Origin of the sequence: Marmoricola sp. URHB0036, from assembly GCF_000426045.1 — a bacterium.
In the GTDB taxonomy this organism is placed as follows: domain Bacteria; phylum Actinomycetota; class Actinomycetes; order Propionibacteriales; family Nocardioidaceae; genus Marmoricola.
In genome coordinates this window covers 153,437-170,404 of record NZ_AUEP01000003.1, presented here as the reverse complement: position 1 = coordinate 170,404, position 16,968 = coordinate 153,437, and the positions used below count along the sequence as shown (strand labels likewise).

General features: G+C 70.0%; 19 protein-coding genes. 10 read left to right on the top strand and 9 right to left on the bottom strand.

The window, feature by feature from the left end; genetic code table 11:
- Nucleotides 1-113: 113 nt before the first annotated feature.
- Nucleotides 114-1,298, top strand: coding sequence for a molybdopterin-dependent oxidoreductase (locus H976_RS0100845; protein ID WP_196803908.1), 1,185 nt, complete (start codon nt 114-116; stop codon nt 1,296-1,298).
- Nucleotides 1,298-1,744, top strand: a complete 447-nt coding sequence (locus H976_RS23840; RefSeq protein ID WP_051275878.1) for a hypothetical protein — start codon at nt 1,298-1,300, stop codon at nt 1,742-1,744. The genes H976_RS0100845 and H976_RS23840 overlap by 1 nt, the downstream gene beginning before the upstream one ends.
- On the opposite strand, the gene H976_RS0100835 is transcribed toward H976_RS23840, so the two are convergent.
- Nucleotides 1,718-2,584, bottom strand: coding sequence for an aldo/keto reductase (locus tag H976_RS0100835; RefSeq protein ID WP_027859982.1), 867 nt, complete (start codon nt 2,582-2,584; stop codon nt 1,718-1,720). The genes H976_RS23840 and H976_RS0100835 overlap by 27 nt on opposite strands.
- Before the next feature lie 61 nt (nt 2,585-2,645).
- On the opposite strand from H976_RS0100835, the gene H976_RS0100830 reads away from it, so the two are divergent.
- From H976_RS0100830 to efeB, 4 genes are all read left to right on the top strand, one after another.
- Entirely contained in the window at nt 2,646-3,287 is a 642-nt protein-coding gene (locus H976_RS0100830; RefSeq protein WP_027859981.1) for a DUF1345 domain-containing protein, read from the top strand.
- A gap of 378 nt (nt 3,288-3,665) precedes the next feature.
- Nucleotides 3,666-4,532 carry an iron uptake transporter permease EfeU gene (gene efeU, locus H976_RS0100825; protein ID WP_027859980.1) on the top strand — a complete coding sequence of 289 codons (867 nt, stop codon included), beginning with the start codon at nt 3,666-3,668 and terminating at the stop codon, nt 4,530-4,532.
- Nucleotides 4,533-4,552: 20 nt separating this feature from the next.
- Entirely contained in the window at nt 4,553-5,719 is a 1,167-nt protein-coding gene (gene efeO / locus H976_RS0100820; protein ID WP_027859979.1) for an iron uptake system protein EfeO, read from the top strand.
- The gene (gene efeB, locus H976_RS23835) at nt 5,716-7,005 is read left to right on the top strand and encodes an iron uptake transporter deferrochelatase/peroxidase subunit (protein WP_036223884.1); all 1,290 of its coding nucleotides are present in this window, start codon (nt 5,716-5,718) and stop codon (nt 7,003-7,005) included. Before efeO ends, efeB begins: the two co-directional genes overlap by 4 nt.
- A 108-nt stretch (nt 7,006-7,113) precedes the next feature.
- Here the strand turns inward: efeB and H976_RS0100810 are convergent, their stop codons facing one another.
- A complete protein-coding gene (locus H976_RS0100810) occupies nt 7,114-8,292 on the bottom strand; it encodes a trans-acting enoyl reductase family protein (protein WP_027859978.1) in 1,179 nt (392 codons plus the stop codon).
- Nucleotides 8,293-8,355: 63 nt separating this feature from the next.
- Here H976_RS0100810 and H976_RS0100805 point away from each other — a divergent pair, with 63 nt between their 5' ends.
- Complete coding sequence (locus tag H976_RS0100805; protein WP_027859977.1) at nt 8,356-10,197, top strand: beta-propeller domain-containing protein; 1,842 nt, start codon at nt 8,356-8,358, stop codon at nt 10,195-10,197.
- Between the two features lie 9 nt (nt 10,198-10,206).
- Here H976_RS0100805 and H976_RS0100800 read toward each other — a convergent pair whose 3' ends face one another.
- Nucleotides 10,207-10,443 (bottom strand): ANTAR domain-containing protein, encoded by a 237-nt coding sequence (locus H976_RS0100800; protein WP_027859976.1) that lies wholly within the window; start codon nt 10,441-10,443, stop codon nt 10,207-10,209.
- Between the two features lie 168 nt (nt 10,444-10,611).
- On the opposite strand from H976_RS0100800, the gene H976_RS0100795 reads away from it, so the two are divergent.
- Both H976_RS0100795 and H976_RS23830 read left to right on the top strand, forming a co-directional pair.
- Nucleotides 10,612-10,884, top strand: a complete 273-nt coding sequence (locus H976_RS0100795) for a DUF2277 domain-containing protein (RefSeq protein WP_027859975.1) — start codon at nt 10,612-10,614, stop codon at nt 10,882-10,884.
- Nucleotides 10,877-11,734, top strand: a complete 858-nt coding sequence (locus H976_RS23830) for an NAD-dependent protein deacetylase (protein ID WP_051275876.1) — start codon at nt 10,877-10,879, stop codon at nt 11,732-11,734. The genes H976_RS0100795 and H976_RS23830 overlap by 8 nt, the downstream gene beginning before the upstream one ends.
- Here the strand turns inward: H976_RS23830 and H976_RS0100785 are convergent.
- Nucleotides 11,672-12,358 carry a metal-dependent transcriptional regulator gene (locus H976_RS0100785; RefSeq protein WP_027859974.1) on the bottom strand — a complete coding sequence of 229 codons (687 nt, stop codon included), beginning with the start codon at nt 12,356-12,358 and terminating at the stop codon, nt 11,672-11,674. The two genes, H976_RS23830 and H976_RS0100785, sit on opposite strands and share 63 nt — an antisense overlap.
- A 155-nt stretch (nt 12,359-12,513) precedes the next feature.
- On the opposite strand from H976_RS0100785, the gene H976_RS0100780 reads away from it, so the two are divergent.
- Complete coding sequence (locus H976_RS0100780; RefSeq protein ID WP_027859973.1) at nt 12,514-13,197, top strand: response regulator transcription factor; 684 nt, start codon at nt 12,514-12,516, stop codon at nt 13,195-13,197.
- 14 nt (nt 13,198-13,211) lie between these two features.
- Here the strand turns inward: H976_RS0100780 and csrA are convergent, their stop codons facing one another.
- Genes csrA through H976_RS0100755 form a run of 5 tightly spaced genes read right to left on the bottom strand, consistent with a single transcriptional unit; the run spans nt 13,212 to nt 16,699 of the window.
- Complete coding sequence (csrA, locus tag H976_RS0100775; protein ID WP_027859972.1) at nt 13,212-13,454, bottom strand: carbon storage regulator CsrA; 243 nt, start codon at nt 13,452-13,454, stop codon at nt 13,212-13,214.
- A gap of 47 nt (nt 13,455-13,501) precedes the next feature.
- Nucleotides 13,502-13,942, bottom strand: coding sequence for a flagellar assembly protein FliW (fliW, locus tag H976_RS0100770; RefSeq protein WP_027859971.1), 441 nt, complete (start codon nt 13,940-13,942; stop codon nt 13,502-13,504).
- Nucleotides 13,939-14,829, bottom strand: coding sequence for a flagellin (locus H976_RS0100765; RefSeq protein WP_027859970.1), 891 nt, complete (start codon nt 14,827-14,829; stop codon nt 13,939-13,941). Before H976_RS0100765 ends, fliW begins: the two co-directional genes overlap by 4 nt.
- On the bottom strand, nt 14,829-16,220 hold the full coding sequence (flgK, locus tag H976_RS0100760) for a flagellar hook-associated protein FlgK (RefSeq protein ID WP_027859969.1): 1,392 nt from the start codon (nt 16,218-16,220) through the stop codon (nt 14,829-14,831). Before flgK ends, H976_RS0100765 begins: the two co-directional genes overlap by 1 nt.
- Nucleotides 16,221-16,222: 2 nt before the next feature.
- Entirely contained in the window at nt 16,223-16,699 is a 477-nt protein-coding gene (locus tag H976_RS0100755) for a flagellar protein FlgN (protein ID WP_027859968.1), read from the bottom strand.
- Between the last annotated feature and the right edge of the window lie 269 nt (nt 16,700-16,968).

Here is a 16,968-nt window from a genome sequence, read left to right as displayed (position 1 = left end):
GCGGTGACATGGCCACGAGACCACCCTCGTGGCGGGTGTCCCGACCAGGAGATGAACGTGCCCGCCACCCTCGCGCTGTCGACGTCGCCCCAGGGGCGCCGCGGTGTGCTGCGATGACGCGGCCGTCGTGGTGGCCCCACTTCTCGAGTCCCCTGCGCTCGACCGCCGTCACTGCCCGGCTCGGACGAGTGCTCGGCATCGGCTTCGCCATCTGCTTCGTGACCGGGATGCTGAGCCACTACCAGTACCAGCCGTGGACCTGGTTGCCCGAGCCGGCGAGCCCCAGGCAGCTCTACCGGTTCACCCAGGGCCTGCACGTGGCGACCGGGGTCGCCTGCATCCCCCTGCTCCTGGTCAAGCTGTGGTCGGTCTACCCCAACCTCTTTCGCTGGCCGGCCGTGCGATCGGTCAAGCACGCGGTCGAGCGGCTGTCGGTGTTCGTGCTGGTGGCCTCGGCCCTGGTGCAGCTGACCACCGGGTTCCTCAACACCCTGGACTGGTACCCGTGGCCGTGGTCGTTCCCCTCCACCCACCGCTACCTGGCGTACGTCGTGATCGGCTCGGTGCTGATCCACGTCGGCGTGAAGCTCCCCGACATCAAGTACGGACTGCAGGCACGCCTGTCCGAGGCTGACGTGCTCACGGAGATCCCGTGGAGCGAGAACCCGAAGGCGCACAGCAACGCCGGCGTCGTACCGCTGGAGCCGATGCCTGCTCTCGACAGGCGCGGACTGTTCGTCGCCGTGGCCGCCGGCATCGGAGCCGTGGCCGCCACCACGATCGGGCAGACCGTGACGCCGTTGTCCCGGGTGGGACTGCTGGCCACCAGGCAGGCCTCCAAGGGGCCGATGGGCGTGCCGGTCAACAAGACGGCGGCACAGGCACGCGTCCTCGACCTCGCCCGGTCGCCCGACTGGACCCTCGAGGTCACCGGTCCGAAGCCGTTCCGGTTGACCCTGGCGGAGCTCGAGTCGATGGCGAAGCACGCGCGTCGTTACCCGATCAGCTGCGTCGAGGGATGGAGCGTCGGTGCGGACTGGGTGGGCGTCCCGCTCATCGACGTCGTACGCCGAGCCGGTGGTGAGGAGTCCTCGCGGGTACGCGTCGTCTCGATGCAGGAGCGCGGCGCCTACAACCACAGCACCGTCGATGGTCCGCAGGTGGGCACCGCGCTGCTGGCCACCCATCTCAACGGGGAGCGCCTCGACGTCGACCACGGCTACCCCCTCCGCCTGATCGCGCCCAACCGTGCCGGGGTCCTGAACACCAAGTGGCTGATGCGAGTGGAGGTGACCTGATGCGCCCCTACCGGATCGGTCTGGTGGTGGCCGGGGCCCTGCTCCTGGCCCTCGGTGCCTTCCGCCTCGTCACCGAGCTCGCGTCGGGCGATCTCGTCACGCTCGCCGTCTGGCTGGTGGTCGCGGTGATGCTGCACGACGCCGTCATCGCTCCTCTCACCGTGGGCGTGGGCATCACCCTGACCCGGGTGCCTGAGCGGGCTCGGCGCTATCTCCAGGGAGCCCTCATCGTCGCGGCCATGATCACGGTGATCGCGCTGCCGCTCATCAACCGTCGTGACACCCAACCCCTCGCCAAGGCCATCCTGCAGCGCGACTACGCCGGCAGCCTGGCCCTCCTGCTCGGCCTCACGGCAGCGGTGGCACTGGTCCTGTACGCCGTCCGGGTGGTCCGCGACCGATCGTTGGGTCCGGCTCCCTCAGAAGGGCATGGAGAGGAAGGGTGAGGAGTACTCACCGTCGCTGGTGAGCTGCTCCTCTGCCTCGCTGGGCGAGATCCGGTTCTGCTCCGCGTGAACCAGCATGCCCAGCAGCCCGACGTCTCCGGCGGTGGGGATGCCGGTCACCTCCGGGTGGGACAGCACCCACGAGACAGCGGCGGTGATGCGGTCCTGGTCGGCGTACGGCTCGTACCAGGTGGCGTGCGTGTGCCCCGTGTCGTCCGGCCAGTTGCGGCGTGACACGGTCTTGATCGTCATCAGGCCGGCGTCCTGACGGCGTACCTCCTCCACCAGGGCCTGGTAGTCGGCACGGTACGACTCGTCGCGCCACAGGACCGGGTTGAGCGGCGTGAGGACGGTGGCGAACGGATGGCGACGCAGGGCCTCGAGGTGGGTGGCCGGCGCCTGGTGGCCGTGGCCGGTGATGCCGATCGCGCCGACGAGGCCTTCGTCCTGCGCCCTGGTCGCAGCCGAGAGTGCACCCTCGGTGCCGGTCGCCGCATCGAGCTCGTCGAGGTCACCGACGGCGTGCAGCTGCAGCAGGTCGACCCGGTCTGTCTGCAACCGGTCCAGCGACTCGTTGATCTGCCGCCAGGCCGTGTCCCGGTCGCGCTCACCGGTCTTGGTGGCCAGGAAGATCCGCTCGCGGATCTCCGCCATCCACGGCCCCAGCCGCAGCTCGGCGTCCCCGTAGTCCCTCGCCACGTCGAAGTGGTTGATGCCCGCGTCGAGGGCCTCCTTGACCGACCGGTCCGCCACGTCCTGCGAGACGTCGCTCAGCGCGGCCGCGCCGTAGATCAGGACCGAGCTGTCGTGCTCGAGCCGCCCGAGCCTTCGTTTCTCCACGTCGACCACTCTCTTCCTCGTCCACGCGGCAGGCAACCCCGTCAGGCGCGAGGATGGACGCGTGCATCCTCGCCTGCTGGTCTCCGCCCTGCCACGGCTCGTGCTGGCGGTCGTCGCCGGCGCGGTCTGCGGCGTCGCTGCTGCGCTCGCCAACGCGCCGGACCGGGGTGTGCTCAGTGGGATCGCGGTCTCCGGCACGGTCTTCGTGGTGCTGGGGTGGTGGGTGCTGTGGGCGATGGACGCGGACACCACGCGCACCAGCGTCACGCACGAGGACTTCAACCCCCGGCTCGACGAGCTGGTCGTCATGGGCGCAGCACTGCTGGGTCTCGGCGGCATCGTCGGCCTGCTCCTCGCCGGCGGTGCCCACGCGGGACGCGCACCGGCAGCGGTGAGCGTGATCGGTGTCTTCATGTCGTGGGCGGCCCTGCACCTGATGTACGCCGCCCGCTACGCGTTCCACTACTACGCCGACGGCACCGAGGGGGGCATCGACTTCAACGAGGACGGCTACCGACCCGCCTTCCGTGACTTCTTCTACTTCAGCTACAACCTCGGCATGACCTACCAGGTCTCCGACACGGCCGTGACCGCGAGCACCATCCGATCGGTGGCCCTGCGGCACTGCCTGCTGTCCTACGTCTTCGGTGTCGCCGTGCTGGCCACCGTGGTCAACCTCGTCGTCGGGGTCGTCGCCGGCTGAGGCGCGGCGGCGTGCCACTCCCACGCCGAGGTGGTCGCCGAGCCGTCCACTCCTCAGGGCTGGAAGACCATCGAGTACACGGCGTACGCGACGACATCCCCGGCTCCTGGGGGAACCCACGGACACCGACGACTGCGAGTTCCAGCAAGTGGCCCCGGCGATGCGTGCCGGCGCAAAGCGGACAGGGCTGGCGGGCGAAACTGGGGGCTGTCGGCCGAAGTATTGCCCGCCCGCCTCCGGTTTCCCCGGGCGCCCGGGGAAACCTCTCCACTCTCAGCGGCTGCCCGACGCCCGTCTGTGACCTGGACCCCCCTTGTCGGCCGGATCGAGTGAGGTTTACCTTACGTAGGTAAGCCTTACTTCACTCCGGAGACGACGATGACCGCATTCCCACTCGGGAACTACCTGATCGGGCTCCGCGAGGGGCTCGAGGCGAGTCTCGTGGTCGTCATCCTGATCGCCTACCTCGTGAAGACCGATCGTCGACACCTGCTCCCCCGCATCTGGGGTGGCGTCGCGGCGGCCGTGGTGCTCTCGCTCGCCTTCGGCGCCCTGCTCACCTTCGGCCCGCAGAGCCTCACCTTCCAGGCCCAGGAGGGCCTCGGCGGCACGCTCTCGATCATCGCGGTCGGCTTCGTCACCTGGATGGTCTTCTGGATGGCCCGTCATGCTCGCGGACTCTCCGGTGAGCTGCGCGGGAAGATCGACACCGCCGCCGAGGGGGGCCGCGCCAGTCTCGTCGTGGTGGCCTTCCTCGCCGTCGGGCGCGAAGGACTCGAGACCGCGCTGTTCCTCTGGTCCGCGGCGCAGGCCACCGGTGACTCGGAGTCGGCAGGCCTCGTCGGGGGCACGCTCGGCATCCTGACCGCGGTCGTCATGGGCTACTTCTTCTACAAGGGCGTGCTGAAGATCAACCTCGCCAAGTTCTTCCGCTACACCGGCGTCATCCTGATCGTCGTCGCGGCCGGCGTGCTGTCGTACGGCGTGCACGACCTCCAGGAGGCAGGCATCCTGCCCGGCCTCTACAACCTGGCCTTCGACGTCAGCAACCAGGTCCCCGCGTCCTCCTGGTACGGCACCTTGCTCAAGGGCACCGTGAACTTCACGCCCAACACCACCTGGCTCCAGGCGATCGCCTGGCTGCTCTACCTGGTCCCCACGATGACGATCTTCCTGCTGCGCACCCGGACACCACGGCCGACCGCCCCTGTCGCACCGGCACCGTCGCCGGCGCGCGCCCACTGAAACCCGAAAGGCCCGACCCCGTGAACCGTCTGCTGACGGCAGCCTGTGCTGCCGCCCTCCTGGTGCCGCTCTCGGCGTGCAGCCTGACCCAGTCCAACAAGCCGGCCGCCCAGGGTGGTCAGGGCACCATCAACGTGGACTCCTCCTCCGACAAGTGCGACCTCACCACCTCCAAGGCGCCGTCGGGCAACGTCGTCTTCAAGGTCAAGAACACCGGCAACGAGGTCACCGAGTTCTACCTGTACGGCGAGGACGGCATGCGCATCGTCGGCGAGATCGAGAACATCGGACCCGGTCTCTCTCGTGACCTCGTCGTCCGCACGCCCCCCGGCAAGTACGTCACCGCCTGCAAGCCCGGCATGAAGGGCCAGGGCATTCGCAACGCCTTCGAGGTGACCGACTCGGGCAAGGACACCGACATCAAGGGCGTCGACCAGGCTGCGATCAACCAGGCGACGTCGCAGTACGCGGCGTACGTCAAGGACCAGTCGCAGGAGCTCGTCGACCAGACCACCGAGTTCGCGACGCTGTACAAGAACGGTGAGGACGACAAGGCACGTGCGCTGTTCCCGCTCGCGCGCGGCCACTGGGAGCGCATCGAGACCGTGGCCGAGTCCTTCGGCGACCTCGACCCGCGCATGGACCTCCGCGAGGCCGACCTCGAGAAGGGCCAGAAGTGGACCGGCTGGCACCGGATCGAGAAGGACCTGTGGCCGCCGGCCAGCGGTTACCGGGCAATGACGCCCGCCCAGCGCGCCACCTTCGTCGACGACCTGCTCGCCAACACCAAGGTCCTCGACAAGCGGGTGCAGACCCTCGACTACACAGTCGACCAGATCGGCAACGGCTCCAAGGGACTGCTCGACGAGGTCGCCAGCGGCAAGATCACCGGCGAGGAGGACATCTGGTCGCACACCGACCTCTGGGACTTCCAGGCCAACGTGGACGGCGCACGAGTCGGCTACGAGGGGCTCAAGCCCCTGCTCGACGTGAAGGACCCGGCACTCTCCAAGCAGATCCAGACCGCGTTCGACGCGCTGCAGGTGCAGCTCGACAAGTACAAGACCGGTGACGACTCCTTCGTGTTCTACGACAAGGTCACCGAGGCCCAGCGCAAGGACCTCTCCGACGCCGTCAACGCGCTCGCGGAGCCGTTGTCCAAGATGACGGGAGCCATCACTCTGTGACCCCCGACCCCCAGGACACACCCCGACCCGGTGCCTTCAGCCGCCGGCGGCTCCTCGGAGCCGCCGGCGCGGGCGCGCTCGCGGTCGGTGCGGCCGGGGTCGGCGGCTGGGCCTACGGGCACGAGTCGGAGGAGCCGCCGCACGGCGTCGACGAGGCTCGATACCCGTTCGAGGGCACCCACCAGGCCGGGATCACCACCCCCGCCCAGGACCGGCTGCACTTCGCCGCCTTCGACGTACGCACCGACTCGCGCGACGAGCTGATCGACCTGCTGAAGAAGTGGACGGTGGCGGCTCGGCAGATGACGGCCGGCCAGTCGGTGGGCGGTTCGCTGCCCACGCCGTACGACGCCCCGCCGAACGACACCGGAGAAGCCATCGGCCTGAACGCCGCCGGCCTGACCCTGACCTTCGGCTTCGGCCCGACCCTGTTCTCCCTCGACGGCAAGGACCGCTTCGGCCTGCAGGACCGTCGACCCGAGGCACTGCGCGAGCTGCCGCACTTCCCCGCCGACAACCTCGATCCGAACCGCAGCAACGGCGACCTCTGCGTCCAGGCCTGCGCCCACGACCCGCAGGTGGCGGTGCACGCGATCCGCAACCTCGCGCGCATCGGCTTCGGCACGGTCGCCCTGCGGTGGGCCCAGCTCGGCTTCGGGCGCACGTCGTCGACCTCGACCAAGCAGGTGACGGCGCGCAACCTGCTCGGCTTCAAGGACGGCACCGCCAACCTCAAGGCCGAGGACAAGGCCAACATCGACAAGTTCGTCTGGGTGGGCGAGGGCGACGATGCCCGCGCGGACTGGCTGGCCGGTGGCTCCTACCTGGTCGCGCGCCGGATCAACATGCACATCGAGCCGTGGGACCGCACCAGCCTCAGCGAGCAGGAGACGCTGATCGGCCGCGACCGCGAGGAGGGTGCTCCCCTGTCCGGCGGCAAGGAGTTCACCGAGCCCGACTTCACCGTGCAGGGCCGCGAAGGCCCGCTCATCGCGGTGGACTCCCACGTGCGGCTGGCCCACCAGAGCACCAACAACGGCGTACGCCTCCTCCGCCGCGGCTACAACTTCACCGACGGCAGCAACGCCCTCGGCCGCCTCGACGCCGGCCTGTTCTTCATCGCCTTCGTCCGCAACCCCGACGAGATGTACATCCCGATGCAGAACCAGCTCTCCTCCCGGGACGCGCTGATGGAGTACCTCCAGCACACCGGGTCGGGCCTGTTCGCCGTACCTCCGGGGGTGCGGTCGAAGGACGACTGGATCGGCTCGGAACTCTTCGCCTGAGCGCCTGGCACGAAACGGACAGGGCTGGCGGGCAAAACTGGAGGCGGTAGGCCGAAGTATCGGCCTACCGGTGGCAGTTTCCCCGGGCGCCCGGGGAAACCGCCGCCGCTACAGCACCTCGAAGGAGATCCCGGCCTTCTGCAACCGGGTGACGAGGTTCTCGGCCATCGCCTGGGCGGTGGTCACCTGGCCCGAGGTCTGGGGGTTGTCGTCGAAGGCGAGGGAGAGGGCCGACTCGGCGAGCATCTTCGCGGTCTCGTCGTAGCCGGGGTCGCCGCCGGAGACACGGGTGTGCACGGTGCGGCCGGCGCTCTCGCCGACGAAGTCCACGGTGAACCACGACTTCTTGCGGCGCTGGATCGAGGGGCCGTCGCCCTGCTTGATCCGGGTCTTCAGGAAGTTGCGCAGCGGCGGGATCTGCGCCGAGAGGGCCAGGCCGCCCACGACCACGGAGCCACCGACGGTGTAGCGCAGCGTCTTCAGGCCGGCGTAGTGGCTGTAGCGGAAGTCGGGGCCGTACGACGCCAGCGCCGCTCCCGACCTGGCCACCACGAACGGGTCGATCGTCGGCAGCGGCAGCAGCCACAGGCCGAGCAGGCGGTCGCGGTGCGGCTTGCCGGACACGGCACGTGACTTCCGGCCGGTCGGCCGACCTTCCTTCTTGCGCCGCTCGACCATCGCCTCGCGCATCTGGCGGGGGCGGCTCATCGCGGTCATCGCCGAGTGGAAGGTGCCCCCGGACGCCATCCCACCGGCGCGGACGACCCCACGCAGGGTGATCGGCGCGGACGACCCGAGCTCCTGGACGGTGAACCACGCGCCGAGGTCGTGCGGGATCGAGTCGAAGCCGGCGGCGTGCACGATCCGGGCGCCGCTCTCGACGGCCTGGTCGTGGTAGGCGAGGTACATCCGGTCGACGAACTCGGGCTCCCCGGTCAGGTCGACGTAGTCGGTGCCGGCCGCGGCGCACGCAGCGACCAGCGCTTCGCCGTGCAGCAGGTAGGGACCGACGGTGGTGATCACGACCGTGGTCGCCTCGGCCACGGCTCGCAGCGAGGCATCGTCGGAGCTGTCGGCGTGCAGCAGGGGGAGGTCGGCGAGCGAGGCATCCCGCTCGGCCAGCCGCGCCCGCACCTGCTCGAGCTTGGCCTGGTTGCGACCGGCCAGGGCCCACCGCAGGCCGACCGGCGCGTGCTGGGCCAGGTAGGCAGCGGTCAGCTCACCGGTGAAGCCGGTGGCGCCGAAGATGACGATGTCGAGCTCACGGGTGTCGCTGTCAGCAGGCATCCCCCGATTCTCCCTCATGCCGTCCGAGCGGAACCGGGGCGTCCCACTCTGCGTCCCACACCCATGGACACTCCAGCAAGGGCAGCACTCGGCGGAGCCCTCATCTCGACCCTGGCGATCGGCGGCATGGTGGCGGCGGGCGTGCTCGCGACGTCGGCCGCACTGGTGGCCTCCGACCCGGTGGCGCCCCCGGCCCACGCCGACGGCCTGGTGCGCTTCGCGGACTGCGACTCGCTGCGGGACTGGTACGTCCAGCACACCCTCGACCGGGTCGGGCCGTACGGGTGGGGCGGCGACAACGTGCCGATGATGACCGAGGACCTGGCGCGCATGCCCAGCTCCGACTCAGCGGCCAAGGGCGCTGTCAGCAACGGCCCGACCGGCACCAACACGCAGGAGACTGACGTCGACGAGCCCGACATCGCGAAGACCGACGGTCGACTCGTCGTACGCGTGCGTGACGGGCGGCGGCTGGTGGTCACCGAGGTCACCGGCGGCGCGCCGCGTCAGCTCTCGGACTGGCGACTGCCCCCCTCGACGTACGCCGACTCACTGCTCCTCGTCGGCGACCACGTGCTGCTGAGCAGCAGCGCCACCCGGATGCTGGGACGCGAGGGCTTCTTCCCCGGCGGTCGCGGCAGCACGGACGTGTACGACGTCGACATCTCCGACCCGGCCCACCCGCGACTCGCGGAACGTCACACCTGGTCCGGGCAGCAGCTCTCGATGCGGCAGTACGGCGACACGGTCCGCCTCGTCACCACCATCGGTCTGCCCCAACTGCGCTTCGTCCAGCCCGGCGACGGCATCCTCAGCGAGCACCAGGCCGAGAGGCGCAACAAGGAGATCGTGCGCAGCTCGCGGATCGACGAGTGGATCCCGGGGCTGTCGTGCGACGAGGTCTACCACCCGCTGACCTGGTCGGGGCCGGACACCGTGGCCGTGTGGACCTTCCGGCCCGGGTCGACCGCCGACGCCACCAAGGTGGGGGTCACCGGTGCGGGGAGCGAGGTCTACTCCTCGAGCGACCGGCTCTACGTCACCTCCACCGACTGGGGCAACCGGGTGATCCTGCGAGCCGGCCCGGACACGACCGTGAGGTCGGACCGGCTCGACCGGAGGTTGCGGCCGAAGACCTACATCCATGCCTTTGCCCTCGACGGCGACACCACCCGCTACGTGGCCTCGGGGACGGTGAACGGGACCATCAAGGACCGCTGGTCGCTCGACGAGCAGGACGGCCACCTTCGCGTCGCCGTCTCCTGGCTCACCGACGGACTCGAACCCGCGGACAACGGCATCGCAGTGTTCGACGAGCGCGGGGACCGGCTCGAACAGGTCGGAACCCTCCGCGGCCTGGGCGTCGGCGAGCAGCTGCAGTCCGTTCGTTGGTTCGACGACCTCGCCGTGCTGGTGACCTTCCGCCAGACCGACCCGCTGTACACGGTCGACCTGGGCGATCCCACCCGTCCGCGGCAGCTCGGTGCGCTGAAGATCCCCGGCTTCTCCTCCTACCTGCACCCGATCGGCGACGACCGGCTCCTCGGTATCGGCAGCGACGCCACCGACACCGGTCGGCAGCTCGGGGCGCAGGCCGCCGTCTTCGACATCGCCGACACCAGCGACGTGCACCAGGTCGGCAAGGTGACGTTCGGGACGAACAGCTGGCTGGAGGCCGCCGACGACCCGCACGCGTTCACGTGGCTGCCGGCCGCGCACGCAGCGGTCACCAGCGTGCAGGACGGCTCGCGTACGTCGATGGTGGTGCTGCGTGTCGGCGCTGACGGATCGCTCTCGACCCACGAGCTCGGCTCGGTCGGTGGGTGGGGCGCGCGGGCGCTGCCGCTCGCGGACGGCCGGGTCGCACTGGTCGGCGACCGGGTGCGGATCGTCGACCTCAGCTGAGGTGAGCGATCAGCGCTCGCCGTCGGTGTCCGTGGACTCCGCCAGGACACGGACCGCAGTCTCCCGGACGCTCGAGCACGCGTCGACGGAAGCCTCAACGAGTCGCGTGTAGGCAGCAATCTCACTGACGCCGTGCTCGGCCTTGAGCACCTGCATCGCGTCGTAGATCTCGACGCGCCTGGACTCGCGGCCCCGCGGGTCACCCTGCGATGCGTCGAGATGGGTTCGGTAGCTTCCCTGGAACATCTGCGACTCCTCATACTCCACGCACGGCACAGAGTGGCGTTTGCTGGACGAGACGCTGTGGTTCCCAGAGGACCGAGTGCTCAATCGAGTGAGAAGCGTGTCCAACCTACGCTCGCGCCCGGGGTCCGCTACTCGTAACGTCCCCACCCCCGGCGTAACCTCGTCCGCATGTGCCGCAACATCCGCACCCTCCACAACTTCGAACCGCCGGCGACCCGGGACGAAGTGCACGCCGCAGCCGTGCAGTACGTCCGCAAGATCAGTGGGTCGACCCGACCGTCCCAGGCCAACCAGCACGCCTTCGACCACGCCGTGGCCGAGGTCGAGGCGGCCACCCGTCGCCTGCTCGAGAGCCTGACCACGACTGCTCCGCCGAAGGACCGCGAGGTCGAGGCCGCCAAGGCGCGGGCCCGGGCCGAGGTGCGCTACGCGCGTGGCTGAGGCCGCGCACGACCTGCTCGACGGACGCACCGTCGTGCTCACCGGTGCCGGCCTGAGCACCGACTCCGGCATCCCCGACTACCGCGGACCGGGCGCACCGGTGCGGATGCCGATGACCTACCAGGACTTCGTCGCGAGCGGCGCGAACCAGCAACGCTACTGGGCCCGCGCACACCTCGGCTGGTCGCGGATGGGTGCGGCCGAGCCCAACGAGGGCCATCGCGCTCTGGCCCGGCTGGAGGCCCTCGGCCGGGTGCCGTTCCTGATCACCCAGAACGTCGACGGCCTGCACGAGCGCGCCGGCCACCAGCAGCTGGTCGCGCTGCACGGGCGGATCAGCGAGGTGGTCTGCCTCGACTGCGGCGGCAGCACGCACCGCACGCTCATGCAGCACCAGCTCACCCTGGCCAATCCCGGATGGCTGGAGGAGCACGCCGCCGTCACGGCCCGACCCGACGGCGACGTGGAGCTCGAGGAGACCAGCCGGTTCGTCGTACCCGCGTGCGCGGGATGTGGCGGACGCCTGAAGCCGCACGTCGTCTTCTTCGGCGAGAACGTGCCGAAGGAACGCGTGCTGCGCTGCTACGACGAGATCGACGACGCCGACGCGCTGCTCGTCGCCGGCTCCTCGCTGACGGTGATGAGCGGCCTGCGCTTCGTGCGCCACGCCGCCAAGTCCGGCCTGCCGGTCGTGATCGTGAACCGCGGCGCCACCCGGGGCGACGACCTCGCCACGGTCAAGGTCGAGGCGGGCTGCAGCGAGTGGCTGTCGGCCTGGGCCAAGAGCTCAGGCCAGCGTGACGAAGATGTGCTCGGCGGCCTCGGGGACGATCTCCGCAGTCTCGCCTGAGCTGCCCAGCAGCACGCCCTCCTGGGTCGACACGGCTGCGATCACCTGACCGGGAAGGGCACCGGCACGACGCAGGGCGCCCATCAGGGTCTCGTCCTTCTGCATCTCCTCGCTGATCCGGCGCACCTGCACCCGGCGGGACTCCTCCCCCACCACGGTGGCGAGCGCCTCGACGCCGTCGCGGAACTGCTCGCCGTCGCCCTGCTCACCGAGCTCGGCCAGACCCGGGATCGGGTTGCCGTACGGCGACTCGGTGGGGTGGTCGAGCAGCTCCAGCAACCGGCGCTCGACGGTCTCGCTCATCACGTGCTCCCAGCGGCACGCCTCCTCGTGGACGAGCTCCCAGTCCAGCCCGATGACGTCGGTCAGCAGGCGCTCGGCCAGCCGGTGCTTGCGCATCACCCGCATCGCGAGGCTGTGGCCCTCGGGGGTGAGCTGGAGGTGACGATCGCCCTCCACGGTGAGCAGACCGTCGCGCTCCATCCTGGCCACGGTCTGGCTGACGGTCGGCCCGCTCTGGTGCAACCGCTCCGCGATCCGGGCGCGCAGGGGAACGATGCCTTCTTCCTCGAGCTCGTAGACGGTGCGGAGGTACATCTCGGTGGTGTCGATCAGGTCGCTCACGCGGTCATTCTCGCACTGACCGCGTGAGCGGCCGGACGACGGCCCGACGCCCCTTGGCCGGTACGACCGAGCTCCACGAGCGCGTCGCCGGACACGGGACCACGAAGTCTCAGCATTCGGGCGCGCGATTCTGAATTTCGTACTAAAACTGTCGGGTGCAGACTTCTCGGGCCCGCCGTGTCTTCCTGCTGGACAGCCACGACATCTTTCGCATGGGCGTGCGCTCGGCGCTGAGCGAACGCAACGAGCTCACCGTCGTCGGTGAGGCCGGTGACCTCGACGTCGGGCTCCCGCTGGTCGCCCGGTCACGGCCGCACGTCGTGGTCGTCGGCATCCGGGAGCACGAACGCGCTCTGCTCGACAACCTGCCCCGGTTGCGCGCGCAGCACCCGTCGGCGAAGACGTTGGTGCTCAGCCGCACCGAGGACGACCAGCTCGTCGCCGCGGCGCTGCGCGGTGGGGCCAGCGGCCTGCTGGTCAAGGACATCGCCGTGACCCAGCTGGTCGCTGCCGTGCACTCGGTGGCCGGTGGGCACAACCTGATCGACTCGGTTCGCGCCAAGCGGCTGGCCGCCAACCGCGCACCCCAGCCGACCCATGACTCCGAGGACCCGTTGGCGGTGCTGACGCCCCAGGAGCGCAAGATCCTGGACCTCATCGGCCAGGGGATGACCAACCGCCAGATCGCCGAGCGCCTGTTCCTCGTCGAGAAGACGGTGCGCAACCACGTGACCCGGATGCTCGCGAAGCTCGGGGTGGAGCGTCGTACCCAGGCCGCGCTGCTCGCCGCCCGCCTGCACCACACCAGGTCCACGGGCAGCAGCCGCAACCCGCACTGATCCGACCGGGTGGGTCAGCCCCGCTGGTCGCGGTCGCCGAGGGCGCGCGTCAGCGACTCGACCGTCTCGTCGCTCGGGGAGGCCGCCTCCTGGTTGCTGCTCTCCAGCTGCGCCAGCAGCTCGGCGCGGTGCACGGCGATGGAACGCGGGGCGTCGATCCCCACACGGACCACGTCTCCGCGCACCTCGAGGACGGTGACGACGACCTCGTCACCGATGGCGACACTCTCGCCCGCGCGGCGGCTCACGACCAGCATGGGGTCGAGGCTACCCGTCGAGACACATCTCCTGCGGGAGATGGGCCTCAGGCGGCGACGAGTGGTGCGGCCAGCGGGTGCGCCGGGTCGTCGAGGACGACCTGCTGGGCGCGTCGGGTGGCGGCGTTGATCAGCAGCGGCGCGGCGAGGTTCGCGGTCGACTCCGCCAGCGAGGCGCCGGCCTTGACGACGACGAGCACGAGGACGTCTTCGGCGGTCTCGATGCCCAGCTCGCGCACCGTCTCCTCGTCGACCTCGGGGGTGTACTCCGGGAAGAACGCAGCCGGCGGTACGACGAGGAAGCGCAGGTCAGGGTTCTCGACCGAGCGGAACGCGCAGAGCACCCCGTCGTCGTCGAGCTGCACGAGCGCGAACTGTCGCAGGGCGGGGAAGCCGGGCATCGGCTGCACCAGCTCGATGAGCGGGATGTCGGTCATGGTGCTCCCGGGACGGCTGTGGGTGGGGGCGGGCGCGTACTCAGTGATCATCGCAAGAAGTCCAGGAGGCTCGGCTGCATGACACGGGACGTGGCAGCAAGGGCGGCTTGGTAGGAGGTCTGTTGCATCTGCAGGTCGACGATGACCTGCGGCAGGTCGGCGTTCTCGACGTTCGAGAGCGAGGACTTGAGCCGCAGCTCGGTGTCGGCGGCGGTCTGGGCGGCAGCATCTACGCGGGCGGCCCGCGTGCCGACCTCGGCGTGGGCGGTGGCGAGCCGGTCCAGGTCCTTGTTCAGGTGGTCGATCCCGGCCGCGATGCCCGCCTGGTCACCGGCCCGGAGAGCGGTCGAGAGATCGGACAGGTGCGAGAAGACGTTGGCCCCGTCGGCGCCGAAGACCGCGGTCGCATCGGCGTCCACCCGGATGGTGACGCCGTCGGCGACGGTCCGGGTGACGGGGGTGGTCGTGCCGACGAAGGCCCCGGACCCGTCGTACGCCACACTGCCGGCGGTGGTGCCGCCGAACACGGGACGCCCGAGGTAGGTCGTGTTCGCGTCGGCCAGCAGGCTCTTGCGCAGCTCGTCGATCGTGCCGGCCAGGCCGTCGCGGACGCCCTGGCCACCCGTCCCGGCGCTGGCCCCCTGCAGCGCGGTGTCCCGCGCCTCGCGGGTCTGGTCGGTGACGGAGGTCAGCGCGTTGTCGATGATCCCGAGCCAGGACACGCCGTCCTGGGTGTTGCGCTGGTACTGGCCGGTGGCGGCGAGGTCGTCCCGCAAGCGCATGGCCGCGGCGGCACCGGTCGGCGAGTCCGAGGGACGGTTGATGACGCGACCGGTGGACATCTGCTCCTGGAGCCGGGCCGTGCGGGACAGGTTGGCCTGCAGCGACGCCAGCGAGTCGCGGGTCATCATGTTCTGGGTGATCCGGGTGATGGCCATCAGCGCACCCCGGTCCGGTTGATCAGCGTGTCGAGCATCGAGTCGACCGTCGTCATCACCCGTGAGGCGGACTCGTAGGCCCGCTGGGCCGAGATCATGTTCACCATCTCCTCGTCGAGGTCGACGCCGCTGAGCTGTTCGCGCGCGCCGTCGACCTGGCTGGTCAGCACCTGCTGGTTGGCGGCCCGGCGTCGTGACTCCACGACCTCGGTGCCGAGTCCCGTGACCAGGCGCTGGTAGTCACCCTCGACACCGGGACCGGTGGCGAGCGCGTTGGCGTTGCCGACATCGAGTCCGCCGCCCGGCACCGACGACGCGGCCACCAGGTCGGGGTCGCTGATCGCGACGGACAGGGTGCCGAGCACGTCGGTGGGGTCGTAGGCGAACATCGCCGTGCCCGCCGTACCGGCTGCGTCGTACCCCGCCTGGTGCTGGGTGTTGACGGTGTCGGCCAGGTCCTTGGCCACGGCGGCGAGGCCGGTCAGGTAGGCGGGCAGCGTGGTCGTGAGCAGGTCGGTGAGGCCGCCGATCTCACCGCTCATGCCGGACGGGACGGTGGTGGCACCCGAGGCGTCCACGACCGCGAAGGTGAGGGCGGTGCCGTCGCTCTCGCCGTCGGGCGTGATCCCGGAGGCGACCGTGAGGCTGCCGGCCCGGCTGCCGGTGACGAGGGGTACGCCGTTGATGGTGACGTCCGCGCCACCGTCGCTGCGCACCGTGGCCTTCGCGCCGGTGAGCTCGGCCAGCCGCTGGGTGAGCTGGTCCCGCTTGTCGAGCAGGACCCCGACGTCGGAGCCGCCGAGGTTACCGGCCGCGATGGCCCGGTTGGTGTCGGCCAGGCCGCTGGCCACCGTGTTGACCTCGCTCACGTCGTTGAGCACGTGCACGCGCTGGTCGCCCGCCTCGGACTCGACGTTGCGGGCCTGGACGCCGATCGCGTCCACGACGCTGCGGGCGCTGGACAGCACCTGGGCACGCGCCGACTGGCTGCCCGGGCTGAGGGAGAGCTCGTGCCAGGCGTTGCGCAGATCGGCGAGCGCGGCGTTCACGCCCGAGTCGCCGGGTTCGCCGAGCCCGTTCTCGATGTTCTCGAGGCTGGCCTGGCGGACGTCGAGGTAGGCCTGGTTGCCGTGCTCGCGACGGGCACGCACGTTGAGCAGCTCGTCGGTCATCCGGGTCACGCCGGTGACCTGCACCCCGTCGCCGGCCCCGTCGTAGCGCGACCACAGGGCGGGCTGCGTGGGACCGGCGACGGCGGCGCCCTCCACGCGCCGTCGTGCATAGCCATCGGTCGTGACGTTGGCGATGTTCGAGCCCGCGACGTCCATGGCGACGCGGTTGTACCGCAGCGCCGTCAGGGCCGTGTTGAGCGAGGAGAAACCGCCGGACATGACTAGAAGCTCCTGTCCACCAGGCGCGGGACCGTCTCGGTCATCACCGCGGCACCGTCGGGCGCGTAGCCCTGGGCGACCTGCTCGAGGCTGAGCAGTGCCTCACGCGCGGAGCGAAGGCCGACGGTGAGCAGCTCACGGTTGGTCTCGGCCATCGCGGTGATCTCGCGGCTGACGGTCTCGAAGGCCTCCTTGTGGTCGAGCAGGATCGAGCGCCACGGCTCGTCCACCGCCTCGGCGAGGCTGCGCAGGCTGGGGTTGCTGGACAGGCCGATGGACTCCGCAGCCTCGTCGGCCGCGACGGAGCGCAGGATCTCGGTCTCGCGCAGCATCTCCAGCACCAGCGCCACCTCCTTGGCGGCGCGGGCCAGCCAGCGCGTGCGTCCGCTTCCCAGGACGAGCTGCTCCATCTCGAGCTTGAACAGCAAGGAGTCCAGGAGCTCTCGCTCGCGCCACAGGATCTGCGACAGCTTCTCCATCGGGTCCTCTTCCCAACAATCGTTCACCCCGTCATCGAGGCGTCATGCCCTGTTCATCGGCGCCCGCCGGAGGTGGCTGAGGAAAAAGCCTGAGCGATCGGAGAAAAAAGTGGGAGGCACTGGTCCAGCAAGAACCAGCCCAGTACTGGACCGGGGTAGTCCGTCCGGACTATCCCGAATGGGGACCTATGTCCCCAGTTTGTTGGGCTAGACAACTTCCACTCAGCTTTTGCTGCCAAAGCGGACATTTACGTCAAAAGTCCTCTCTC